22 protein-coding genes are annotated in these 23,756 nt (G+C 70.9%); 20 read left to right on the top strand and 2 right to left on the bottom strand.

Annotated elements, in window-relative coordinates; genetic code table 11:
• Nucleotides 1-9 precede the first annotated feature (9 nt).
• From HUS56_RS15605 to HUS56_RS15560, 10 genes are all read left to right on the top strand, one after another.
• Nucleotides 10-978, top strand: coding sequence for a MoxR family ATPase (locus HUS56_RS15605; RefSeq protein WP_173924318.1), 969 nt, complete (start codon nucleotides 10-12; stop codon nucleotides 976-978).
• Nucleotides 975-2,288, top strand: a complete 1,314-nt coding sequence (locus HUS56_RS15600) for a DUF58 domain-containing protein (protein ID WP_173924317.1) — start codon at nucleotides 975-977, stop codon at nucleotides 2,286-2,288. The genes HUS56_RS15605 and HUS56_RS15600 overlap by 4 nt, the downstream gene beginning before the upstream one ends.
• The gene (locus HUS56_RS15595) at nucleotides 2,285-4,621 is read left to right on the top strand and encodes a transglutaminase domain-containing protein (RefSeq protein ID WP_173924316.1); all 2,337 of its coding nucleotides are present in this window, start codon (nucleotides 2,285-2,287) and stop codon (nucleotides 4,619-4,621) included. Before HUS56_RS15600 ends, HUS56_RS15595 begins: the two co-directional genes overlap by 4 nt.
• A gap of 9 nt (nucleotides 4,622-4,630) precedes the next feature.
• Nucleotides 4,631-5,206 carry an FHA domain-containing protein gene (locus tag HUS56_RS15590; RefSeq protein WP_173924315.1) on the top strand — a complete coding sequence of 192 codons (576 nt, stop codon included), beginning with the start codon at nucleotides 4,631-4,633 and terminating at the stop codon, nucleotides 5,204-5,206.
• Between the two features lie 121 nt (nucleotides 5,207-5,327).
• Entirely contained in the window at nucleotides 5,328-6,836 is a 1,509-nt protein-coding gene (gene leuC / locus HUS56_RS15585) for a 3-isopropylmalate dehydratase large subunit (protein WP_173924314.1), read from the top strand.
• 1 nt (nucleotide 6,837) lies between these two features.
• Entirely contained in the window at nucleotides 6,838-7,461 is a 624-nt protein-coding gene (gene leuD, locus HUS56_RS15580; protein ID WP_173924313.1) for a 3-isopropylmalate dehydratase small subunit, read from the top strand.
• Nucleotides 7,458-8,828 carry a UDP-N-acetylglucosamine 1-carboxyvinyltransferase gene (murA, locus tag HUS56_RS15575; protein ID WP_173924312.1) on the top strand — a complete coding sequence of 457 codons (1,371 nt, stop codon included), beginning with the start codon at nucleotides 7,458-7,460 and terminating at the stop codon, nucleotides 8,826-8,828. The genes leuD and murA overlap by 4 nt, the downstream gene beginning before the upstream one ends.
• 7 nt (nucleotides 8,829-8,835) lie before the next feature.
• Entirely contained in the window at nucleotides 8,836-9,612 is a 777-nt protein-coding gene (locus HUS56_RS15570) for a 1-acyl-sn-glycerol-3-phosphate acyltransferase (RefSeq protein ID WP_254431486.1), read from the top strand.
• A gap of 25 nt (nucleotides 9,613-9,637) precedes the next feature.
• Nucleotides 9,638-10,729 carry an NAD(P)H-dependent glycerol-3-phosphate dehydrogenase gene (locus HUS56_RS15565; RefSeq protein ID WP_254431485.1) on the top strand — a complete coding sequence of 364 codons (1,092 nt, stop codon included), beginning with the start codon at nucleotides 9,638-9,640 and terminating at the stop codon, nucleotides 10,727-10,729.
• Nucleotides 10,629-11,744: a D-alanine--D-alanine ligase family protein gene (locus HUS56_RS15560; RefSeq protein ID WP_173924310.1), complete on the top strand. Its 1,116-nt coding sequence runs from the start codon at nucleotides 10,629-10,631 to the stop codon at nucleotides 11,742-11,744. The genes HUS56_RS15565 and HUS56_RS15560 overlap by 101 nt, the downstream gene beginning before the upstream one ends.
• A 15-nt stretch (nucleotides 11,745-11,759) precedes the next feature.
• Here the strand turns inward: HUS56_RS15560 and HUS56_RS15555 are convergent, their stop codons facing one another.
• Nucleotides 11,760-12,269: a DUF3515 family protein gene (locus tag HUS56_RS15555; RefSeq protein ID WP_173924309.1), complete on the bottom strand. Its 510-nt coding sequence runs from the start codon at nucleotides 12,267-12,269 to the stop codon at nucleotides 11,760-11,762.
• A gap of 24 nt (nucleotides 12,270-12,293) precedes the next feature.
• On the opposite strand from HUS56_RS15555, the gene thiL reads away from it, so the two are divergent.
• Complete coding sequence (gene thiL, locus HUS56_RS15550; protein WP_173924308.1) at nucleotides 12,294-13,292, top strand: thiamine-phosphate kinase; 999 nt, start codon at nucleotides 12,294-12,296, stop codon at nucleotides 13,290-13,292.
• On the opposite strand, the gene rsmD is transcribed toward thiL, so the two are convergent.
• Complete coding sequence (gene rsmD / locus HUS56_RS15545; protein ID WP_173924307.1) at nucleotides 13,262-13,858, bottom strand: 16S rRNA (guanine(966)-N(2))-methyltransferase RsmD; 597 nt, start codon at nucleotides 13,856-13,858, stop codon at nucleotides 13,262-13,264. The genes thiL and rsmD overlap by 31 nt on opposite strands.
• A gap of 129 nt (nucleotides 13,859-13,987) precedes the next feature.
• Here rsmD and HUS56_RS15540 point away from each other — a divergent pair, with 129 nt between their 5' ends.
• The 9 genes from HUS56_RS15540 to rnc all read left to right on the top strand — a co-directional run bounded on the left by HUS56_RS15540 (nucleotide 13,988) and on the right by rnc (nucleotide 23,756).
• The gene (locus HUS56_RS15540) at nucleotides 13,988-14,734 is read left to right on the top strand and encodes a tetratricopeptide repeat protein (protein ID WP_173924306.1); all 747 of its coding nucleotides are present in this window, start codon (nucleotides 13,988-13,990) and stop codon (nucleotides 14,732-14,734) included.
• On the top strand, nucleotides 14,731-16,932 hold the full coding sequence (locus HUS56_RS15535) for an ATP-dependent DNA helicase RecG (protein WP_173924305.1): 2,202 nt from the start codon (nucleotides 14,731-14,733) through the stop codon (nucleotides 16,930-16,932). Before HUS56_RS15540 ends, HUS56_RS15535 begins: the two co-directional genes overlap by 4 nt.
• A gap of 52 nt (nucleotides 16,933-16,984) precedes the next feature.
• Entirely contained in the window at nucleotides 16,985-17,476 is a 492-nt protein-coding gene (gene coaD, locus HUS56_RS15530) for a pantetheine-phosphate adenylyltransferase (protein ID WP_173924304.1), read from the top strand.
• A complete protein-coding gene (locus HUS56_RS15525; protein ID WP_371808317.1) occupies nucleotides 17,473-18,507 on the top strand; it encodes an AAA family ATPase in 1,035 nt (344 codons plus the stop codon). The genes coaD and HUS56_RS15525 overlap by 4 nt, the downstream gene beginning before the upstream one ends.
• Before the next feature lies 1 nt (nucleotide 18,508).
• A complete protein-coding gene (locus HUS56_RS15520) occupies nucleotides 18,509-19,888 on the top strand; it encodes a DUF58 domain-containing protein (protein WP_173924303.1) in 1,380 nt (459 codons plus the stop codon).
• Nucleotides 19,878-22,211, top strand: coding sequence for a DUF3488 and transglutaminase-like domain-containing protein (locus HUS56_RS15515; protein WP_173924302.1), 2,334 nt, complete (start codon nucleotides 19,878-19,880; stop codon nucleotides 22,209-22,211). The genes HUS56_RS15520 and HUS56_RS15515 overlap by 11 nt, the downstream gene beginning before the upstream one ends.
• An 11-nt stretch (nucleotides 22,212-22,222) precedes the next feature.
• On the top strand, nucleotides 22,223-22,789 hold the full coding sequence (locus tag HUS56_RS15510) for a DUF177 domain-containing protein (RefSeq protein ID WP_254431484.1): 567 nt from the start codon (nucleotides 22,223-22,225) through the stop codon (nucleotides 22,787-22,789).
• A gap of 9 nt (nucleotides 22,790-22,798) precedes the next feature.
• Entirely contained in the window at nucleotides 22,799-23,002 is a 204-nt protein-coding gene (gene rpmF, locus HUS56_RS15505) for a 50S ribosomal protein L32 (protein WP_055857210.1), read from the top strand.
• An 82-nt stretch (nucleotides 23,003-23,084) separates the two neighbouring features.
• Nucleotides 23,085-23,756, top strand: a complete 672-nt coding sequence (gene rnc / locus HUS56_RS15500; protein WP_173924627.1) for a ribonuclease III — start codon at nucleotides 23,085-23,087, stop codon at nucleotides 23,754-23,756.

Below are 23,756 nucleotides of genomic sequence, written 5' to 3'. Positions count from 1 at the left end.
GACCCGATCATGGCAGTGACACAAGAACAGGCGCTCTGGTTCCAGGACGCCTTCTCGAAGCTCGTCGACAACGTCGACCGCGCGATCCTCGGCAAGCGCGACGTCATCGAGCTCGTGCTCACGGCACTGCTCTCCGACGGGCACGTGCTGCTCGAGGACTTCCCCGGCACCGGCAAGACCGTGCTCGCCAAGGCGCTCGCCAACACGCTCGACGGCACGAACTCCCGCATCCAGTTCACGCCCGACCTGCTGCCCTCGGATGTCACGGGCGTGACGATCTACGACCAGGGCAAGGGGCGATTCGAGTTCCACCGCGGGCCGATCTTCGCGTCGATCGTGCTCGCCGACGAGATCAACCGGGCGAGCCCGAAGACGCAGTCGGCGCTCCTCGAGGTCATGGAGGAGGGGCGGGTCACCGTCGACGGCCAGAGCTACGAGGTGGGCTCGCCGTTCATGGTCATCGCGACTCAGAACCCGGTGGAGCAGGCCGGCACCTACTCGCTGCCCGAGGCGCAGCTCGACCGGTTCCTTATCAAGACGTCGCTCGGGTACCCAGACCACGACACGGCGGTGACGCTGCTGCTCGATTCGGCGAACCGCGCCCGCGCGTCGAAGGTCGCGCCGATCATCGCCTCGAGCTCGGTCACGACGATGGCCCAGCTCGCCTCGGAAGTGCACGTGGATGCCGCGGGGCTGTCGTATCTCAACGAGATCGTGTCGGCGACCCGCGAGCACGGCGATTCCGCGCTCGGGGTGAGCATGCGCGGCGCGCTCGCGCTCGCACGAACGGTGAAGACCTGGGCGATCGCCCACGGGCGGTCGTACGTGACGCCCGACGACGTGCGCGACCTCGCCGTGCCCGTCCTCGCCCATCGCATCATCGTCGATCCCGAGTCCGAGTTCTCCGGCGTCACCGCCGAAGATATCGTCTCGCGCGCGCTCATCGACGTGGCACCGCCCGCGTACCGGGCGGCATGACGTCCGAGACCGGCGCGCCTGCGACGACACCCTCCCGCAGACCCTCGCAGACGCGCATCGCGATTCGTTCCGTCGTGCGCTCCGTCGCGGCATCCGGTCGCTCCACCGGGCGTCGGCTCCGGGAAGGCGGCGCCCGCCTCGCACGGATCGTCGCCCCGGTGACCGGGGTGGTCTCCCGCGTGGGGTGGCTCGTGCTGCTCGCCGCGTTCGTCTCGCTCGCGCTCGCGTGGGCGTTCGGCTGGATCGAGTTCGCCTTCCTCGGCGCGACGCTCGTGGGTGCCATCCTCGTCTCGATCCCGTTCATCTTCGGGCGCATGCACTACCGGGTGGCCATCGAACTCCAGCCTGCACGGGTCGTCGCCGGGGAGCGCGCGTTCGGTCGGCTCCTCGTCGAGAACGCCGGCGACTCGCCGTCGGTGCCCTCGCGCCTCGAACTCCCGGTGGGCGCGGGCGTTGCGGAGTTCGTCGTCCCCGCCCTCGAGGCGGGCCGGGAGCACGAGGAGCTGTTCGCCGTTCCGACGAACCGACGCGCGGTCATCGTGGCCGGACCCGCGGTGTCGGTGCGAGGCGACCAGCTCGGCCTGCTGCGGCGGGAGGTGCGCTGGACCGACCCCGTCGAGCTCTTCGTCCACCCGATCACCGCGCGACTCCAACCGTCGGCCGCCGGACTCGTGCGCGACCTCGAGGGCGAGGCCACCAAGACCATCACGAACAACGACATCTCGTTCCACGCCCTCCGCGCCTACGAACCCGGCGACGCACTGCGGAACGTGCACTGGCGCACCTCGGCCCGCACCGGTCAGCTCATGGTCCGGCAGTACGAGGAGACCCGGCGCTCGCAGCTCCTGCTCGTGCAGTCGACCGCGAGCGCCCACTACGCCTCCGACGACGAGTTCGAGCTCGCCGTCTCGGTGCTCGCATCCATCGGCGTGCAGGTCATCCGGGACGCGACGCGGCTTGCGACCGTCACCGATCGACTGCGCCTGCGAACCGCCACCGCGACCGCGCTGCTCGACGACACGAGCCGCATCGAGCCGGTCGAGGCCGATGGCCTCTCCATCCGCGACCTCGTGCGCGAGGCATCCAAGCGCGTCCCCACCCCGAGCGTCGTCATCGTCGTGGGAGGCTCGCTCGCCCCCCTCTCGGAGTTCCGGGCCGTCGAGACGGTCTTCGGCGCCGACACCCAGGTGCTCGCATTCCGCGCGCAGGTGGGTGCCGCTTCCCGGATCTCGCGCATCGCCGACTCGACCGTGGTCACCGTCGGCTCGCTCGACGAGCTGTCCCGACTCGTGCGGAGGGTGCGCCCGTGACCCGCTTCCCCCGCTCGGCGTGGAGCGACCTCGCGGTGCTCGCGGTGCTCTCGCTGCTCGGCATCGCCGGCTATGAGACGAGCTTCGGCGACCTGAACTTCATGCTGGCCGCCATCGCCGGCATCGTCGTCGGCACGCTTGCCGCGGTCGCCGGAACCGCGTGGGGGCTCGGTGTGCTGACCACCGTGCTCCTCGGCCTTGCCGCCTACTTCCTGCTCGGCACGCCGTTCACGATGCCGGATGCCGCCCTGTTCGTCATCCTGCCGAGCCTCCAATCGCTCGCTGGACTCGCGGTCGGTGCGGTCTTCGGGTGGGCGGACATCCTCACCATCGCGGCGCCAGTCGAGGCTCCGTACTACGTCGCTGCCGTTCCGTACTTCGCAGCATGGCTCGTGTCGATGATCGGCACGATGCTGCTGCTGCGTTGGATCGCGGCGAAGCGCACGCCGCTGCGCTCGGCGGTCGTGCTCGCGGGCCCCGTGCTCCTCTACGTGTCGGGGATCCTCCTCGGCACCGAGGAGGCGTTCCTCGCCGGCGTACGAGGGGTGGCGTTCGCAGCGATCGCGCTCGTCTGGCTCGCCTGGCGCCGCGGCACGACGGTCGAGGCGTCCGTCGACGGCGCGGCCCGCCTGCGGCGGCGCAAGCTCACCGGCTCGGCCGCGATCGTCGCCGGCGCGGTGGTCGTCGGCGCTGCGGCCGGTCTCGCGGTCGCGCCCGCATCGCCCGATCGCTTCGTGCTGCGCGAGCAGATCGTGCCACCGTTCGACCCGCTCGAGTTCCCGAGCCCGCTGGCCGGGTTCCGGACGTACACGAAGGACCTGGCCGAGGAGCCGCTGTTCCGGGTCTCCGGCCTGGAGCCCGGCGACGTCATCAGGCTCGCGACCATGGACGCGTACACCGGCCGCCTGTGGACCGTCGCCGGTCCCGAAGACGCCGACGACGGCGGCTACGCCATCGTCGGGTCGACCCTTCCCGAACCGCCGCTCGCGAGCCTCGGCAGCAGTCGTGAGATCGAGGTGTCGGGCGGGGCGTACGCAGACGTGTGGCTGCCCACGATCGGGTACGGCTCCATGCTCGAGCTGCTCGATGAGGCGAGCAGTGCACAGGCGGGAGACCTGCGGTACAACGCTGCGGCCGGCACCGCGGTGCTCACGAGCGGCGTCGGAGCCGACGCGAGGTATCGCGTGGAGGCACGCATCCAGCGGGAACCCGATCTCGAGGACCTCGTCGACGTGCCGGTCGCCCGAGTCCCGATGCCGCCGGTCGAGAACGTGCCCGACGTGGTTGCGGCCAAGGCCGAGGAGTATGCCGGCGAAGCGGCGACGCCCATCGAGCAACTCCGCGCGATCGAGCGGGGACTGAAGGCCGGGGGGTTCCTGAGCCATGGCCTGGCGAGCGATTCGGTGCCGTCGCGAGCAGGCCACGGTGCCGACCGCCTCATCGAGCTCTTCACGCGGTCGCAGATGGTCGGCGACGAGGAGCAGTATGCCGCGGCGATGGCCCTGATGGCGCGGCACCTGGGCCACCCGGCGCGCGTGGTGATGGGGTTCGCGCCCGAGATCGCCGACGACGCCGACGAGATCGAAGTCGTGGGCGCTGACGTCACCGCCTGGGTGGAGGTGCCGTTCGAGGACGTCGGCTGGATCGCCTTCCGGCCGACTCCCGACCAGGTCGACGTGCCGCAGGAGCAGACCCCCAAACCGAAGTCGGAGCCGCAGCCCCAGGTGCGCCAGCCACCACGTGCCGAGCACGTCGAGGACGAACTGCTCACGACCGTCGAGATCGACGACACCGACGACGACGACCGCGACCGCCCGTTCCAGATTCCGGCCTGGGTGTGGGTCGCGCTCGCGTCGCTCGGGATCCCCGCGGCCATCGTGTTCCTGCCCATGGCGTTCGTGGCGCTCGTCAAGCGCCGGCGACGTCGACGGCGGCGCGGCACGGGCGCCGGCGATCGACGGGCCGCAGGGGCATGGGATGAGCTCGTCGACCGGTATGCCGAGCTCGGGTTCGAACCCCCGGCTCGCGGCACCCGACGGCAGGCGGCACGAGCCCTCGAGCAGCAGCAGTTCGAGCAGGGCCTCGTCGTGACGGGAGTGGCCACGCCGGCGTCCTCGACGTCGACGGAATCGTCGGCGACGCCGGTGCAGCCCGTTCGGCTCACCACGTTGGCCGCGACCATCGACCGCGACGTGTTCGGCGGCGCCGACGTGTCAGCCGAGGTGGTGGAGGATCGCTGGAAGACCGCGGATGCCGCGACCGCCGCCGTGGCCGCTGCCGCGGGTCGGGTGCGCCGCTTCGTCAGCCGCTACCGCGTCCGGAGCCGTCGCTAGAGTGGTCGGGTGGCCGAGCCCGACTTCATCGTCCCGCCGCCGGGACTGATCCCCGAGGCGCCGTCAGAGGCGCCCGATCGCACGGCTCGGGATGCGCCGCCCCGCGTGCTGCCGTCCTTCCCGCCGCCGCCCGGGGCCGTTCCGGCGCCCGCGCCGAGCACGCCGCCCGGGTCGGCGGCGTCGGACGCGCCGCCCACCGGTGAGACCCGCATCGAGGCACCGACGACGCAGCCCGTGCCGGGGGCGTGGCGTCTGCGTGGCGACGGCGGCGTGGAGGTGCTCGTGCTGCGCCCGATCGTGCTCGGCCGGCACCCCGCCACCGACGCGGCACCGGTCGGAGCCGCCCCGGTCGCGCTGACCGATCCGGCGCGATCCGTGTCGAAGACGCACGCGCTCGTCGAGGTCGTCGCCGACGAACTCGTGGTGACCGACCTGCACTCCACGAACGGCATCACCGTCGAGGCATCCGACGGCCGATCGAGCCGGCTCGAGCCCGGTCTTCGCACGTCGGTGCCCGGTGGAGCCACCCTGCTGCTCGGCGAGTTCGCCCTGCTCGTGGATCGAGTGCCGCTCGACACCGTGTAATCTGGATGGGTGCGTGCGCCGCGACTCCTCCTTCTTCGCTGCCGCGACGGGGCCTCGTTCTAGGCCGATCCCGTCGCGGAGTCCGTCGTCGGTCGACCACGAATTCCAAGGAAGCGAAGACATGAACGCAGCATCCGCGAACAGCAGTACGCCCGACGGTCCGACGTCGCACGCGCGGCCCCGCACCCTGGCCGAGAAGGTCTGGGAAGCGCACCTCGTGAAGAAGGGCGAGAACGGCACGCCCGACCTGATCTACATCGACCTGCACCTCGTGCACGAGGTCACGAGCCCGCAGGCCTTCGACGGTCTCCGAATGGCGGGTCGACCCGTTCGCCGCCCCGATCTCACGATCGCGACCGAGGACCACAACACGCCCACGCTCGCGATCGACCGTCCGATCGCCGACCCCACGAGTCGCACGCAGATCGAGACCCTCCGCCGCAACGCGGCCGAATTCGGCATCCGACTGCACTCGCTCGGCGACGTCGAACAGGGCATCGTGCACGTCGTCGGTCCGCAGCTCGGACTCACCCAGCCCGGCATCACCGTGGTCTGCGGCGATTCGCACACGTCCACGCACGGCGCGTTCGGCGCCATGGCGTTCGGCATCGGCACGAGCGAGGTCGAGCACGTGCTCGCGACGCAGACCCTGCCGCTGAAGCCGTTCAAGACCATGGCGATCAACGTCGAGGGCACCCTGCGTCCCGGCGTCACCGCGAAGGACATCATCCTCGCGGTCATCGCGAAGATCGGCACCGGCGGCGGCCAGGGCTACGTGCTCGAGTACCGCGGCAGCGCCATCCGCTCGCTGTCGATGGACGGCCGCATGACCATCTGCAACATGTCGATCGAGGCGGGTGCCCGCGCCGGCATGGTCGCGCCCGACGAGACGACGTTCGCCTACCTGCAGGGCCGCCCGCATGCGCCGAAGGGCGCCGACTGGGATGCCGCGCTCGAATACTGGCGCACACTCGCCACCGACGACGGCGCGGTCTTCGACGCAGAGGTCGACATCGACGCCGACACGCTCGAACCGTTCGTCACCTGGGGCACCAACCCGGGGCAGGGCGTCTCGCTGTCCGACTCCGTGCCCGATCCCGCGTCGATCGCCGATCAGCACGAGCGCGCGGCCGCCGAGCGCGCACTCGAGTACATGGCGCTCGAGCCGGGCACGAGGCTGAAGGAGATCCCGGTCGACGCCGTCTTCATGGGCTCCTGCACGAACAGCCGCATCGAAGACCTGCGGGCCTTCGCCTCGATCATCAAGGGCCGGAGGAAGGCCGACGGCGTGCGCGTCATGGTCGTGCCCGGCTCGGCGCGCGTGCGTCTCGAGGCCGAGGCCGAGGGCCTCGACAAGGTCTTCGAGGAGTTCGGCGCCGAGTGGCGCTTCGCGGGCTGCTCGATGTGCCTCGGCATGAACCCCGACCAACTGGCGCCGGGTGAGCGCTGCGCGTCGACCTCGAACCGCAACTTCGAGGGCCGGCAGGGCAAGGGGGGTCGCACGCACCTCGTCTCGCCGCTCGTCGCTGCGGCGACCGCGGTGCGCGGCACGCTGTCGAGTCCCTCCGACCTGGAGCATGGTCTCGATACGGCCGTTCCGGCCGACTCGACCACCGAGGGGGTTCGCTGACATGGAGAAGTTCAGCTCCGTCACCGGCGTCGCCGTTCCGCTGCGCCGCTCGAACGTCGACACCGACCAGATCATTCCCGCGGTGTTCCTGAAGCGGGTCACCAAGACCGGCTTCGACGACGCGCTCTTCCACGAGTGGCGCAAGGACCCCGAGTTCGTCCTCAACCGCGACGAGTACGCCGGCGCGAAGATCCTCATCGCCGGTCCCGACTTCGGCACCGGGTCGAGCCGCGAGCACGCGGTGTGGGCCCTGCGCGACTACGGGTTCGACGTCGTCATCAGCTCCCGCTTCGGCGACATCTTCCGGGGCAACTCCGGCAAGCAGGGGCTCCTCGCGGCGCAGGTCGCATACGAGGACGTGGAGCGGCTGTGGGAGATCGTCGAGACCGACCCGGGAATACCCGTCACCGTCGATCTGGTTGAGCGTACGGTGAGCGCGGGCGCGCTCACGGTGCCGTTCGACATCGACGACTACACTCGGTGGAGGCTTCTCGAAGGGCTCGACGACATCGGGCTCACCCTGCGGGATGAGGAGTCCATCGCCGAGTTCGAGTCACAACGCGAGGCTTGGCGGCCGAAAACGCTCCCCATCCCGGAGCCGGCAGGAACAACAGGAGCTCTGTGAACACACTCGGGCAGGATGCCAAGAACCACGCGACGGCCGTCGGACTCAACGTCGACCAGATCACCATCAACGGCGGCAAGCCGCTGCGCGGACGCATCGAGCTGAAAGGCGCGAAGAACCTCGTCACCAAGGCGATGGTCGCCGCGATCCTCGGTGACACACCGAGCGTGCTCAAGAACGTGCCGAACATCAGCGACGTCCGCATCGTGCGTGGCCTGCTCGAGGTGCACGGCGTGAGTGTCACGCACGGCGTCGACGAGGGCGAGCTCATCCTCGACCCGTCCGCGGTGGAATCGGCGCACATGGCCGACATCGACGCGCACGCGGGCTCGAGCCGGATCCCCATCCTGTTCTGCGGGCCGCTCCTGCACCGCCTCGGCGAGGCCTTCATCCCCGACCTCGGCGGATGCCGCATCGGCGACCGTCCCATCGACTACCACCTCGAGGTGCTGCGCAACTTCGGGGCGATCATCGAGAAGCTTCCGAGCGGCATCCGCATGTCGGCCCCGAACGGGCTGCACGGCGCCAAGGTCTCGCTGCCGTACCCGAGTGTCGGCGCCACCGAGCAGGTGCTGCTCACCGCGGTGCTGGCCGACGGCATCACCGAGCTCTCGGGCGCGGCGATCGAGCCCGAGATCATGGACCTCATCAACATCCTGCAGAAGATGGGCGCGATCATCACGGTCGATACCGACCGCGTCATCCGCATCGAGGGTGTCGCGAAGCTCGACGGCTACACCCACCGCGCGCTCTTCGACCGCAACGAGGCGGCGAGCTGGGCCGCCGCGGCGCTCGCCACCGAGGGCGACGTCTTCGTCGGCGGTGCGCGCCAGGCCGAGATGCTGACGTTCCTCAACGTGTTCCGCAAGGTCGGCGGCGCGTTCGAGATCGAGGAGGAGGGCATCCGGTTCTACCACCCCGGGGGCGAGCTCAAGCCCGTGATCATCGAGACCGATGTGCACCCGGGATTCATGACCGACTGGCAGCAGCCGCTCGTCGTCGCACTCACGAAGGCGCACGGCGTCTCGATCGTGCACGAGACGGTGTACGAGCAGCGATTCGGGTTCGTCGACGCGCTCGTCGAGATGGGTGCGTCGATCGACGTGCACAAGGAGTGCCTCGGGGCCGGCGCCTGCCGCTTCGGTCAGCGCAACTTCCAGCACTCCGCCGTCATCTCGGGGCCCTCGAAGCTCATCGGCGCCGACATCGAGGTCCCCGACCTGCGCGGAGGCTTCAGCCACCTCATCGCGGCGCTCACCGCCGACGGCCGGTCGACCGTCTCGAACGTGGGCATCATCGCGCGCGGATACGAGAACTTCATCACGAAGCTCGAGCTCCTCGGGGCGGACTTCCAACTCGAAGGATAATGGGCGAGTGCCCCGTCACGAACCTTCCTCCGAACCTGCAGGAAAGCCGCGTTCGGAGACCCGCCGACCCTCGTTCTTCTGGCTCCTCGCGGTCCTGATCCTGCCGATCTTCAACCTCGTGGTGCGGTTCCGGTTCCACCACCCCGAGCGGATGCCGCAGACCGGCGCCTTCATCCTCGCGCCGAACCACCACAGCGAGATCGACCCGGTCGTCATGGGCGCCGCGAGCTGGAAGCTCGGGCGCGCACCGCGCTTCCTGGCCAAGGCCTCCCTGTTCAAGAACCCCGTGCTCGCATGGTTCCTGCACAGGTCGGGGCAGATCCCCGTCGAGCGCGCCGGCAGCCAGGGCCATGCGGCACTCAAGGCCGCCGAGGAGCTCGTCGAGAAGGGTCGCATGGTGATTGTGTACCCCGAGGGCTCGCTCACCCGCGACCCCGAGCTCTGGCCCATGCGCGGCAAGACGGGTGCGGTGCGAATCGCGCTGGAGCGCGACATCCCGATCGTCCCCGCCGCCCACTGGGGCACGCAGGCGCTCCTGCCGCGGTACGGCAAGAAGATCAGCCTCTTCCCTCGCAAGACGATCGACGTCATCATCGGCGAGCCGCTCGACCTGAGTGCCTACCGCGGCAAGCCGCTCGACCAGTCGATGCTGCTCAAGGCGACCGGCGACCTCATGGACGCCATCGCAGCACTGCTCGCCGAGCTCCGCGATGAGCCCGCCCCGGCCGAGCGGTGGGATCCCACCGCGCACGGGCAGAAGGAGACGGGTCGCCTTGAAGGCTAGGAGGCCCCACGGAGCGCGTGTCGCCGTGCTCGGGGCGGGCAGTTGGGGCACGACGTTCGCGAAGATCCTCGCCGACGGCGGCGCCGACGTCATGATCTGGGCGCGGCGACCCGAGCTCGCCCGCGAGATCCAGGAGGCCAAGCGCAACAGCGACTACCTGCCGGGCGTGAACCTTCCCATCGGCCTGCGCGCGACGAGCCGTCTCGACCTCGCGCTCGCCGGTGCCGAGCAGGTGTACGTGTCGGTGCCCAGCCAGACGCTCCGCGACAACCTGAAGGTCGCGGCGCCGCACATCAACGCCGAGGCCAAGGTCGTGTCGCTGATGAAGGGCGTCGAGAAGTCCACGGGCCGGCGCATGAGCGAGGTCGTCGCCGAGGTGCTGCCCATCGATCCGTCGCAGATCGCGGTCATCTCGGGGCCCAACCTCGCGCTCGAGATCGCGAAGGAGCAGCCGACGGCGGCGGTCGTCTCATCGTCGAGCTTCGACACCGCCCAGGCCGTGGCCCTGCTCGCGCGCAACCGCTACTTCCACTCGTTCGTGAACACCGATGTGATCGGCACCGAGTTCGGCGGCGTCCTGAAGAACCTCATCGCCGTCGCGATCGGCATCGTCGATGGTGCCGGCTACGGCGAGAACACGAAGGCGTCGATCATCACCCGCGGCCTCGTCGAGATGACCGACTTCGCCGTGGCCTACGGGGCACACCCCGAGACGCTGTCGGGCCTGGCAGGTCTCGGCGACCTCATCGCGACGAGCCAGTCCCCGCTGTCGCGCAACAACACGGCGGGGCGGCTGCTCGGCCAGGGATACCGCCTGGCGGATGTCGTCAATCAGATGCAGCAGACGACCGAGGGGCTCGCGTCGGTGGGCCCGATCCTCGAGCTCGCCCGGGCAAAGGGGGTCGAGATGCCGATCGTCGAGCAGGTCAGGCAGGTGCTGGCCGGTACGCTCGCGCCGAAGGACATCGCGCCCCATCTCACCACCGACGACGAGCCGAAGGGCGAAAGGACCAAGAATGGAAAAGCTGAGGGTGGTTCTGCTGTTCGGCGGGCGATCCAGCGAGCACTCGATCAGCTGCGCGACGGCGGGAGGAGTACTGCGGGCGATCGACCGTGACCGCTACGACGTGATCCCGGTCGGGATCACCCGCGAGGGCGCCTTCGTGCTCGAAGCCGACGACCCCGAGCGGTTCACCCTCGACCCCGAGCGCCTCCCCGAGGTGATCGACAACGGCACCCGCGTGCGCTGGCCTTCCGACGCGATCACTCGTGAGCTGACGGTGACGGACACGTCGACGGAGCTCAGTGGAACCGCCGCGGGCACGCGTTCGCTCGGAACCGTCGACGTCGTCTTCCCCATCCTCCACGGCCGGTTCGGCGAGGACGGCACCGTGCAGGGGCTGCTCGAACTCCTCGGACTGCCGTACGTCGGCAACGGCGTGCTCGCGTCGGCCGTGGGCATGGACAAGCACGCGACGAAGACCGCGCTCGAGGGAGCCGGCATCGAGGTGGCGCCCTGGGTCACGCTCACCGAGGCGCAGGTCGCCGCCGACCCCGAGCTGTGGGAGCGGCGCACGCGCTCGCTCGGTCTCCCGGTGTTCGTGAAGCCCGCTCGAGCGGGCTCCTCGGTCGGGGTGACGAAGGTCTCCGACTGGTCCGAGCTCGATGCGGCCCTCGACATCGCGTTCGCGGAGGATCGCACGGTCCTGGTCGAATCTGCGATCGCCGGCCGCGAGATCGAGGTGGCGGTGCTCGAGGGCCGCGCCGCCGGTGACGTGCGCGTGTCGGTCGCGGGCGAGGTGGTCGTCACGGGGCGCGACTTCTACGACTTCGAGGCGAAGTACTTGGATGCGCCGGGCGTCGACCTGGTGTGCCCGGCCGATCTCGGCGACGGCGAGCTCTTCGAGCTGCAGCGCATCGCTCGGCGAGCGTTCGAGGCGATCGGCGGCGAGGGACTCGCGCGGGTCGACGTCTTCTTCACCGACGAGGGCTTCGTCGTCAATGAGGTCAACACCATGCCGGGCTTCACGCCCATCTCGATGTTCCCCACGTGCTGGCTCAACTCGGGGCTCGAGTACCCCGAGCTCATCACCGAGCTCATCGAGGTGGGGTACGCGAGAGGCGCTCGGTAGCGGCGCCTCGAGCGGTCAACCGATGGCCGGTGCGTCGTCGACGGCGACGCATCCACCCTCGGCCGGTATGGCCGCCACCGCGCGCGAGAGATCGGTGATCGCGGTTGTTCCCGACACGACGTCGTTGTCGACGACCACCTCGACCGCGGGCGTGCGGCCGTACGTCGTGAACAGATAGGTCGGGGCATCCGACTCGTCGATGATCCAGTCGATGCCATCGACGCTCACGCATCGCTCGGTCGTCGGGCCGGGCGGCTCGACGCCGCAGCGAAGCAGCACGGATGCCGGTTGCCCCCACGCCCCGGTGCCCTGCGCGTTCGTCTCGCGCTCGGGGAGCCCCGCCACGGAGTCGGGCAGTCGCACGACGACCGCGGCGCAATCGGGATCGCTGGCCGCCGGAGCCGGATCGAAGGTCACGGGCTGGCTGCAGCCGGCGAGGAGGGCCGAGGCTGCCACGGAAAGGGAGAGGGCGAAGGCGACCCGTCGAAGGGCACGACGCGGCCGGGGGGCGGCTGGGTGGGACATCCCGATCAGGCTACCGTGAGTGCCATGGAACGCGCCGAGCCGCCGAGCACCGCCAGCATCGCGGACCTCGGCGAGAGCGCAGTGCTCGCCCGCATCCTTCCACGGCTCCGTTCGGGCGACGCAGCGCTGCTCGGCCCCGGCGACGATGCGGCGGTGGTCGCCGCTGCCGACGGGAGATTCGTCGTGACCTGCGACCTGCTCGTGCACGGCCCCGACTTCCGGCTGGCGTGGTCGACCCCCTACGAGCTCGGCTGGAAGGCGGCCGCCACGAACCTGACGGATGTCGCCGCCATGGGCGCTCGCCCGACGGCCCTGGTCGTGTCGATCGCCGCACCGCCGACGAGCCCCGTGTCGGTGCTCGAGGGCGTCGCCGACGGCCTCCGGGAGGGACTGGCCGCACTCGCTCCCGGCGCGGGGGTCGTGGGGGGCGACCTGTCGGCCTCGAGCGTGTTCACGATCGCGGTCACGGCCTTCGGCGACCTCGAGGGTCGGGCCCCGGTCCTCAGGTCGGGTGCGCGCATCGGCGACGTCGTCGCGCACGCCGGTGCACGCGGTGATGCGGCACGCGGGCTCGCCCTGCTGTTCGACGGGGGCACCGATGCCGCCGGCGAGCCCGACCCCGCGCGCGCCCAGCAGGTGCGGGCCCGGCATCCCGAGCTCGTGCGGGCGCAGCTGGCACCCGAGCCGCCCGTGGGAGCGGGCATTGCCGCGGCGCTCGCGGGCGCCACGGCGATGCTCGACGTCTCCGACGGCCTCGCCCGTGACGCGCGACGCATCGCGGAGGCCAGCGGCGTCGGCATCGACTTCGCCGCCTCGGCGCTCGGCGATGATCCGAGGCTGGCATTGGCCGGCGCCGAGGACCACGGCCTGCTCGCCACGTTCCCGGCCGGCGCCGAGGTCCCGATGCCGTTCGAGGTCGTCGGGCGGGTGGTCGACGAACCCGGCGCCGTGCTCGTCGACGGCGTCATCGCCGGCGCCGACGGATGGGACGCCTACTCCGGCTGGGACGGCCGGTCGGGCTGAGCGGCAGACGCCCACCAGAGCGTCGTCTCGCCGTAGTCGCGGCGACGGTCGCGAGCGATGCCGTCGGGCCAGGTCGGTTCCGGGGATCGCGAGCTGCGTTCGACGACGACCACCGCGTCGGTGCTGAGCAGGGGCGCGAGCAGCTCGAGGTCGCGCGCGAGGGACCGCTCGGCCAGTTCGTACGGCGGGTCGACGAACACGAGATCGAACCCGGCCGCCGCCTCGTCGAGGTACGACGCCACCGACCGGGACGCGACCCGGATCCGCACGCCGTCGCCCGCCGCACGCGCGGCGTTCGCCACGGCGTCGGCGTTGCGGCGGCACACGTCGGCGGCGGACTTCGCCTTCTCGACGAGGACGACCTCGGCGGCGCCCCGGCTCGCCGCCTCGAGCCCGAGTGCGCCGGACCCGGCGTACAGGTCGAGCACCGTGGCGCCGTCGATCGCGTCGCGGGACTCCAGCGCCGAGAAGATCGCCTCGCGAACCCGGTCGCTCGTCGGACGCGTGCCGGACCGCGGCACCGCGAGGGTGAGGGAGCCGGCGGAGCCGGCGATGATACGGGTCATGCTCCCCGCAGCATATCGGTGCCAGTCGGGCGCGTCCCTGCTGCCCAGCGCTGCCATGATGGAGGGGTGGATGACTCGAACGACCAAGCGCCCGCCGAACCGTCCCGACACCGGGGGGATGAACAGCAGATGATCGACCTGCTGTGGGACTTCAGCGACCCCGCGGCGAGCGAGGAGCGATTCCGCGAGGTAGCCGACGACGATGAGCACACCGCTCACGTCCGGGCCGTGATGGCGACCCAGCTCGCGCGCGCGCTCGGCATCCAGCACCGGTGGGAGGAGGCGTTCGAGGTGCTCGACTCCGCCGCCGAGGCGATCTCGTCCGACGACCCCGAGCGAGAGGCCGCCGAGGTCCGGGCGCGCATCGCGATCGAGCGCGGTCGCATCCTCGCCGCAGACCCCGATCGCCGGCTCGAGGCGCTGCCCGAGCTCACGCGCGGCGTGCGAGAGGGCGCGCTGGCCGGCTCGCCGTTCCTCGTGCTCGACGCGCTGCACATGCTGGCCCTGAACGATCTCGGGCACGAGGAGGAGTGGGCCGCCGAGGGCTTCGAGGTGCTGGCGGGCTCTCGTGACCCGCGAGTCCTGCGCTGGGGAGTGGCACTGCACAACAACCTCGGGTGGGCGCTGCACGACGGCGGTCGACCCGACGCGGCGCTGGCCGAGTTCCAGCTCGCCGTCGACTCGGCCGACCGCTACGGCACGACCGAGCAGCAGCACGTCGCCCGCTGGTCCGTGGCGAGATGCCTGCGCACCCTCGGCCGCACCGACGAAGCGCTCGAGCTTCAACGCGAACTCGCCCGCGCCCGACCCGACGACCCGTACGTGCAGGAGGAGCTCGCGGCGCTGACGGGGGCGGAGCCTACGATCGAACCATGACGGCAGCGGATGCCCCGGGCGCCGGCCGGTTCACGCTCGACACGCGCCTCTCGGGGCCGCTCGGAGGGCGCACGGCGCAGGCGATCGAGCGCGCGTTCGGCTATCGCACCGTGGGCCAGCTGCTCGGCCACTATCCGAGGCGCTACGCGATGCGCGGCGAGCTCACCGCCCTCGCCAGTCTTCCGCTCGACGAGAACGTGACCATCGTCGCCGAGGTGCTCGAGGTGCGCGTTCGCGACATGCGCCAGCGGCGCGGCTCGATCCTCGAGGCCAAGATCTCCGACGGCACCGGCATCCTCACCCTCACCTTCTTCAACCAGAAGTGGCGCGAGAACGACCTGCGGCCCGGGCGCCGCGGCATCTTCGCGGGCAAGGTCGGCGACTACAAGGGGAACCGCCAGCTCGCCCACCCCGACTACCAGCTGTTCGACGACGCCACGCCGCTCGACGCCGACTCCGCGGCGGCGAAGCGGTGGGCCGAGTCGCCCATCCCCATCTATCCCGCCACCGGCTCGCTCGCGAGCTGGCAGCTCGCCAACTCCATCGCCCTGCTCCTCGACGGGCTCGGCCCCGTCGACGACCCCCTGCCTGAGGTGGTGCGCGAACGGCGGTCGTTGCTCGGCCACCTCGAGGCGCTCGAGGCGATCCACCGCCCCGAGGCGGCGGCCGACTGGAAGGCCGGCCGTCGCACCCTCCGGTTCACCGAGGCATTCGTACTCCAGACGGCGCTGCTCCAGCGGCGCGCCGAGCTGCGCGCCCACACGACGAGCGCGCGGCATCCGTCTTCGGGGGGTCTGCTCGACCGGTTCGATGCATCGCTGCCGTTCGAGCTCACCGGCGACCAGCAGGAGGTCGGTGCCGAGATCGCCGACGACCTCGCGCAGCCCGTGCCGATGAACCGCCTCGTGCAGGGCGAGGTCGGGTCGGGCAAGACGGTCGTCGCCCTCCGGGCGATGCTCGCCGTCGCCGACTCGGGCGGCCAGTCCGCGCTGCTGGCGCCCACCGAGGTGCTCGCCGCGCAGCACCTGCGCTCGATCGCACGCATGCTCGGCCCCGACCTGTCCGCAGCGCTCGTGCCCACCCTGCTCACCGGGCAGCTCCCCGCCGCGGAACGCAAGAAGGCCCTGCTCCGTGCGGCGGCCGGGCAGTCGCGCATCGTCGTCGGCACGCACGCCCTCATCGGCGAAACCGTGTCGTTCGCCGATTTGGGCCTCGTGGTCGTCGACGAGCAGCACCGCTTCGGCGTCGAGCAGCGCGAGGCGCTGCGACTGAAGGGCCAGCATCCGCCGCACGTGCTCGTGCTCACGGCCACGCCGATCCCGCGCACCGTCGCCATGACGGTCTTCGGCGACCTCGACGTCTCGACGATCCGCGAGCTTCCCGTCGGCCGTGCCGGCATCGAGTCGTTCGTCGTGCCGCTCGCCGACCGCCCCGGGTGGCGCCCCAGGGTCTGGGAGCGTCTGGCCGAGGAGGTCGAGCAGGGCCGGCAGGGCTTCGTCGTCTGCCCGGCGATCGAGCCACGCGTGGCCGAAGACGACGGCGAGCAGCTCGAGGCGAGCGAGGCCGACAGCACCGACGACGCCAAGCCCGGGGCATCCGTCGCCTCCGTGCTCGCCGAACTCGAGGCGCACCCCCGGTTCGCCGACAAGCGGATCGCGCAGCTGCACGGCCGTCAGAGCGCCGAGGAGAAAGACACCACGATGCGCGCCTTCGCGGCAGGCGAGATCGACGTGCTCGTCGCCACGACGGTCATCGAGGTGGGCGTCGACGTGCCCAACGCGAGCGCCATGGTCGTCGTCGACGCCGACCGCTTCGGCGTGTCGCAGCTGCACCAGCTGCGCGGCAGGGTCGGACGGGGCGCGGTTCCTGGCCTGTGCCTGCTCGTGACGTCATCCGAGTCGGGCTCGCTCGCCCGTCAGCGCGTCGAGGCGGTCGCCGCGACGCTCGACGGATTCGAGCTCGCACGGGTCGACCTCGAGCTGCGGCAGGAGGGCGACGTGCTGGGCGCGTCGCAGTCGGGTGGCCGTTCGTCGCTGAAGCTGCTCAGGGTCGCCCGCGACGGCGACCTGATCGCCGATGCGAGAGAACTCGCCGCAGAGGTGCTCGCCGGCGACGAGGGCCTCGAGCGGCACGGCGCCCTCGCAGAAGAGGTGCGGCGCCTCGACGCCGAGGCGAGCGGGTACCTGAACAAGGCCTGAGCAGTTCACCACCCGGTGTTGCGGTGGTTTGCGCCGCACTACGCTGGAGCGTATGCACCGGATCGCCGTCGTCCCAGGATCGTTCGACCCCGTCACGCTCGGCCATCTCGACGTCATCGGGCGGGCAGCGGGGCTCTACGACGAGCTGCACGTCGTCGTCGTGCACAATCCCGACAAGTCCGCGCTCCTGCCGATCGCACAGCGGGTCTCGCTCATCGAGCGCTCCATCGCCGACGCCGGCATCGAGGGGCGCATCGTCGTCGCCTCGTGGAGCATGGGGCTCCTCGTCGACTACTGCACCGACGTCGGGGCATCCGTGCTCGTGAAGGGCATCCGTTCACAGGTGGATGTCGCGTACGAGACGCCCATGGCCATCGTGAACCGCCATCTGGCCGGGGTCGAGACGGTGTTCCTGCTTCCCGACCCCGCCAATGCCCACGTGTCGAGCTCCCTCGTCCGGCAGGTGGCCGCGCTCGGCGGTGATGTCGCACCCTACGTTCCGCTCGTCGTGGCGGACTACCTGCAGTCGGCGATGACCCCATGAGCGAGGCAGCCGTCACCATGGGCGGCACCGCCGACGCCGGCGATGTCGGACTGCGGATGAGCATCGACGAGGTCGGCTCCCGTGCGGCGGCCATCGTCCAGAACGTCGAGACGGTCATCGCGGGCAAGCGCGAGGCGATCACGGGCGCACTCACGGTGCTGCTCGCTGAGGGGCACCTGCTCATCGAGGACGTGCCGGGCGTCGGCAAGACCATGCTCGCGAAGGCGCTCGCACGGTCGGTCGGCAGCACGGTGAGCCGTATCCAGTTCACTCCCGACCTCCTTCCGAGCGACGTCACGGGCGTCTCGGTGTTCGACCAGGCGAGCCGCCGCTTCGAGTTCAAGCGAGGACCGGTGTTCGCGAACATCGTCATCGGCGATGAGATCAACCGCGCGAGTCCGAAGACGCAGTCCGCGCTCCTCGAGTGCATGGAGGAGCGCCAGGTGACCGCCGACGGCACGACCTACGTGCTCGAGCAGCCGTTCACGGTCGTCGCCACCCAGAACCCCGTCGAGATGGAGGGCACGTACCCGCTGCCCGAGGCGCAGCGCGACCGCTTCATGGCGCGCATCTCGATGGGGTATCCCTCGCCCGCCGACGAGATCGCCATGCTCTCGACCCGCGAGACCTCGAGCCCGCTCGATCGCCTCGAGCCGGTCGTGACCCTCGACGTGCTTCGCGACATGATCACCGCCGTCTCGCACGCGTTCACCTCGCAGCCCGTGAAGGAGTACGCGGTCGAGCTCGCGCGCGCCACTCGCGACGATCGGCAGCTGCGTCTCGGCGCCAGCCCCCGCGCCACCCTGCAGCTCATCCGGGCCGCGAAGGCCCATGCGGCGATGCACGGCCGCGATTTCGTGCTTCCCGACGACGTCGACGCCCTCGCCGGCCCGGTGCTCGCGCATCGGCTCGTGCCGACGAGCCGGGCGCTCGGGGCACACGACCGCGACAGCGGGCCGCTCATCGACGCCATCGTGCGTCGCATCGTGGGGGAGACGCCGGTACCGGTCGGCAGCGCACGAAGGAACTGACATGCCCCGCCCGCGCAGCGTTCGCGTCTCGGCCTGGCCGAGGCTGACGCGGCGCGGCGTGACGCTCATGGTCGTGGGCGTGGCCCTCCTCGCCGTGTCGCTGTGGTTCGACCTGCGCGACATCCTGCTCCTCGCCTTCGTCGGTATCGCGATGCCCCTCGCCGCCGCCGTGTTCGTGTGGCTGCGGACGCCGCGGCTCGCCGTGACGCGCTCCTTCGCGCCGCACGTCGTCGCGGCCGGGTCGTGGACCCGCGTCTCGCTCATCGTGAAGAATCGCGGGCGTCGCACCTTCGACGGCGCGCACTGGCGCGACAACGTCCCCGAGGGACTCACCGGGCCGCCCGAGGCGATCCTCCCCGCGATGGGTCCGTACGAGGGCGTGCTGCCCTCCGGCGACGACATGGTGCGACTCGAGTACCGGATCCGGATGCCGCGACGCGGCGTCTACCCGGTGGGCCCGCTCCGCGTGGTCATGTTCGACCCCTTCGGCCTGGCCAGGATCGACCGCGACGTCGGATCGCCGCACGAGATCCTCGTGACGCCGCGGGTCACGCCGCTCGACGCATCGCTCGGCACGGCCGCGACGATCGACGGCGTCGTGCACGGCCTGCAGCGGCGCACGCATCCGAACTCCGACGAGCTGATCGCCCGCGAGTACCGCTACGGAGACCCGCTTCGCCGGGTGAACTGGGCCGCGACCGCCCGCCGAGGTGAGCTCATGGTCCGCGAGGAGGAACAGCGTGGCGACCCCGAGGCACGCATCCTGCTCGACACCACGATGTCGGCGCGAACGCGTTCGGCCGCACCGAGATGGGAGGGCGACACCGCGGCGAATGCGGCGTTCGAGCTCGGTGTCGAGCTCGCGGCATCCGTCGGTGCGCACCTGCTCGAGCACGGGTTCCTCGTGCGCTGCACCCAGGTGGCCGATCCCGAGCGGAGCCTCATCCCCGGAGGAGCCTACGGGGGCGCCTATCGGATGCCGGGCGGTGACCGGATCCTCCTCGAGGACCTGGCCCGCCTGGAGACGCCGGGACAGTCGGGCCGGCGGGCAATCGACGACGCCGCAGGCGTCGCCGAGTCCCGCGCCCGTGCCCGTGAGGCGCGGGGGCCGGGTTTCGCAGTGCTCGTGGATCCCGACGAGCACGATGCGACCAACCTCGTCGCGCTCCGGCCCTCGTTCGAACCCGCGATCGTGTTCGCGACCGACAGCGTCTCTCGGCCCGTGCTCGACCGGCTCGAGGATGCCGACTGGCGTGTCGTGCGCGTTCGCCGCCCCGCCGACATCCCGGCTGCGTGGGCGGTGACCGGAACCTCGTACGCCGCGGTCGCGCCGCGACATCCGATCGAGGTCGTCGAGGAGGTGAGCGGCGATGAACCCTGACGCCATGGCGCTCACCCGGGCGCAGCGGGCGGCGCTCACCGCTGCCTCGTTCCTCCTGCTCGTGATCGCGACGATGGCGCTCGGGCCGCTCATCTCGGGCAGCGGCTGGTGGTGGCTCTGCGCCTTCATCGCCGCGGGCGTACTGTTCTCGGGGACCGGCCTTCGCGCGATCCGAACCCCGCCTTCGCTGGTCCCGGTGCTCGGGCTGGGTGTGCTCCTCCTGCTGCTGACGCTGTTCTTCGGGGGAGCGACGAGCATCGCCCTCGCGATCCCCACCCAGGCCACGTTCGAGTTGTTCGGCGACCTCATCACGGGGGCGCAGAACACCATCCAGCAGCAGTCCGTGCCGGCGATCCCGGTTCCGCCGCTCTCATTCGCCCTCGCGCTCGGGGTCGGCGGGCTCGCCGTCGTCACCGACATCCTCGTGCAGACGGTGCGGATGCCCGCGCTCGCCGCTGCCCCTGCGCTCGTGCCCATCCTCATCCCGGGGTTCATCATCGAAGCGGGCGCCGAGCTGCCGACACTCGTGCTGACGGCAGCGGCGTACCTGCTGCTGCTCCGAGTCGACGTCCGCGTGCGGCGCCGTGCGCGCCTGGCCGCCGGCGACGAGGGCGGCGGTGTCGCCACGGTCATCGCGCCCAAGCGCGTGCCGATCGTCTCAACGCTGGGTGCGTCGCTCGGTCTGGCCGGAGTCGGGCTGCTCGCCGCCTCGATCCTGGCCGCCTCGACCCCGAGCATCTCGACCAGCCTCCTGCTCGGCTCTCCGTCGCAGAGCACGCTGTTCGGCCGCGGCGTGAGCCCCTTCATCGATCTCGGCCGAGACCTCCGGCGCCCCGACCCGCAGGCGGCGTTCCACTACTTCGCCCGCGACGGCGATCGCCCGTACTTCACCCTGCTCACCCTCGATCGATTCGAGGGCGAGGTCTGGAGTGCGACGGACCGGGCGGTCGACGGCGACAACACCGTCGACGCGATGCCGCAGCCACGGGGGCTCTCACAGGCGATTGCCACATCGGAACATCCCATCGAGGTGATCGTCGACGAGGTGAGCACGACATGGCTGCCGGTGCCGTACCCGACAGCGCGGATCGAGGGACTCCGAGGCTCCTGGTTCTGGGACCGGGATTCCCTCACCGTTCGGAGCGTCGACACGAGCACGGCCGGACAGCGGTACAACCTCACGCGTCTCGCGGTCGAGCCGACGCCGTCGCAGCTGCGCAACGCCGATGGCCCGCTGTCCGAGGACCTGAGCCCGTTCCTCGCGCTGCCCGAGGAGATGCCGCCCATCATCCCCGAGACCGCCGAGGCCGTGACCTCGGGCGCGGGGTCGTCATACGATGCAGCCGTCGCCATCCAGGCCTACCTGCGCGGCGTGGACTTCGACTATTCGACCGAAGCGCCCGTGGAGGAGGGCTACGACGGTGGCGGCTTCGACGTCATCGCGCAGTTCCTCGAGACGAAGGCGGGGTACTGCGTGCACTTCGCCTCCACGATGGCCGTCATGGCCCGGCTGGCGGGGATCCCCGCGCGCATCTCGATCGGCTACACGCAGGGCTCGCCCACCGAGGAGCGCATCGAGGGCGTGCAGCGGATGCAGGTCGACTCCCATGATCTGCACTCCTGGCCCGAGCTGTACTTCCAGGGTGTGGGATGGGTGCCCTTCGAGCCCACGCCCGGGCGCGGCTCGGTGCCCGACTACTCTCGCCCGGGTGCCGGCGAGGAGGGCGCACCACCGCTGCCCGGTGGGGCGACGTCGACTCCCGGCGCGACCGGGCGTCCCGACCTCGATCCGAACCGCGGCCTCGCCGGCGAGGGCGAGGGCGCCATCGCGACCGCGGGCCAGTGGTGGGTTCGCGGCGGCATCCTCACGGTCGTCGTGCTCCTCCTGCTCCTCACCCCCGCCGTGTTGCGCGTCGGCCAGCGAGCCACGCGCATCCGGCGGATCCGACGAGGAGACAGGCCGGCGGATGCCGCATGGGACGAACTCGTCGCACTGACGATCGATCTCGGGGCGGGCGCCGGCGACACCGAGACCGCCCGGGAGTTCGCCGAGCGGATCCGGGCACGACCGGCCTTCGAAGATGCGCGCAGCCGCGAGGCCCTCGTCCGGCTTCGCGACGCCGTCGAGCGGGAGCGGTACGGGCCGGGTGGGCCGGCTCGGTCGACCGACCCCGACGCCATGGTGGCCGACCTCGCAACGACTCGCTCCGCGCTGCTCGGCGACACCGCCCGAGCCGACCGGGCGCGCGCGGTGCTCATGCCCCGTTCGCTGTTCGACCGCGCACGGAGGGCGATCGGCGATCGTGCCGCGATCCGGGCGTAGAATCGTCGATCGTGGCCAACCAGCAATCGCCGTTCCGCATGAACGTTCGCGACCTCGTCAACCGCCCGGGTGACATGCGCGAGCAGCGCCTCGTGACCCAGGTCGGCGAGCAGATGGGCGAGGGGCTCGTGTCCGTGAAGGACGGCTCCGAGCTCGATCTCGACGTTCGCCTCGAGTCGGTGCACGAGGGCATCCTCGTCACGGCCGACGTCGACGCGGTGGCCGAGGGGGAGTGCGGCCGCTGCCTCATCGACATCGCCCTGCCGGTCCAAGTCGAGTTCCAGGAGCTTTTCGCGTATCATTCTGGGGAAGCTTTCGAGTATGAGGTTCAAGACGACCACGTGGATCTTGAACCGCTCATCCGAGATGCGGTGGTGTTGTCACTGCCGTTCCAGCCGGTGTGCCGGCCGGATTGCCCGGGTCTCGACCCCGTGACCGGGCTCCGACTGGCCGATCATCCGGAGCTCGTCACGCGTGAGCAGCCGCGCGACCCGAGGTGGGCCGCGCTCGCCGAGTTCACGGCTTCCGAAGACCAGGGCACGGATGTCGCATCCGAGGCCTCCCAGCAGAGAGATTGAGAGAGAGTCATGGCTGTTCCCAAGCGGAAGAAGTCACGCGCCAACACCCACGCGCGCCGTTCGCAGTGGAAGGCCGAGGCCCCCACGCTCGTCAAGACGGTCGAGAACGGCAAGGTGACCTACAGCCTCCCGCACCGCGCGAAGGTCGTCGAGGACTCCGCGGGCACGCCGCTCTTCCTCGAGTACAAGGGCCGCAAGGTCGCCGACGTCTAGTCGGAACGCACCTCGCATTCGACCGGTCGTGACGCGAACGGCACGCAAGGCAGCCGAACCTCCGGCCCATCAGCGCCACGCGCTGCTCGACCTGCAACGCACCCTGCAGGTCGAGGTGGACCCCTCGCTGCTGCAGCTCGCGCTCACGCACCGGTCGTTCGCGTACGAGAACGGCGGCATCCCCACCAACGAGCGCCTCGAGTTCCTCGGCGACTCGATCCTCGGTCAGGCCGTCACCGTCAAGCTGTTCCGCGACCACCCCGAACTCGACGAGGGTGAGCTCGCGAAGCGACGGGCCAGCCTCGTCTCGAGTGCCGCACTCGCCGAGATCGGCCGATCGATCGGGCTCGGTCCGCACATCCGCCTCGGGCGTGGCGAGACGATGACGGGCGGCGCCGACAAGCCGTCGATCCTCGCCGACACGGTCGAAGCCATCATCGGCGCGGTGTACCTCGACGCGGGCGGTGAGGCGGCCACCGAGTTCGTGCTCCGGCTCATCACGCCGCTCATGCGCGACCCCGAGCGGTTCGGGGCCGCCATGGACCCGAAGACGAGCCTCCAGGAGATCGCGGCCCGCCGCAGCGCGCCCGCGCCGATCTACACCGTCACCGAGAGCGGCCCCGACCACAACAAGCACTTCGTCGCCACGGTCTCGGTCGGCGACCTCGTGCAGGCGTCGGGTGACGGTTCGAGCAAGAAGCAGGCCGAGATGGCCGCCGCGCTCGAGGCGTGGACCACGCTGAACTCCCGCTGA

Origin of the sequence: Agromyces sp. Marseille-P2726, assembly GCF_902809835.1 — a bacterium.
GTDB lineage: Bacteria > Actinomycetota > Actinomycetes > Actinomycetales > Microbacteriaceae > Agromyces.
Note: the sequence above shows the minus strand (reverse complement) of the source record. Positions and strands in the feature narration are given on the sequence as shown.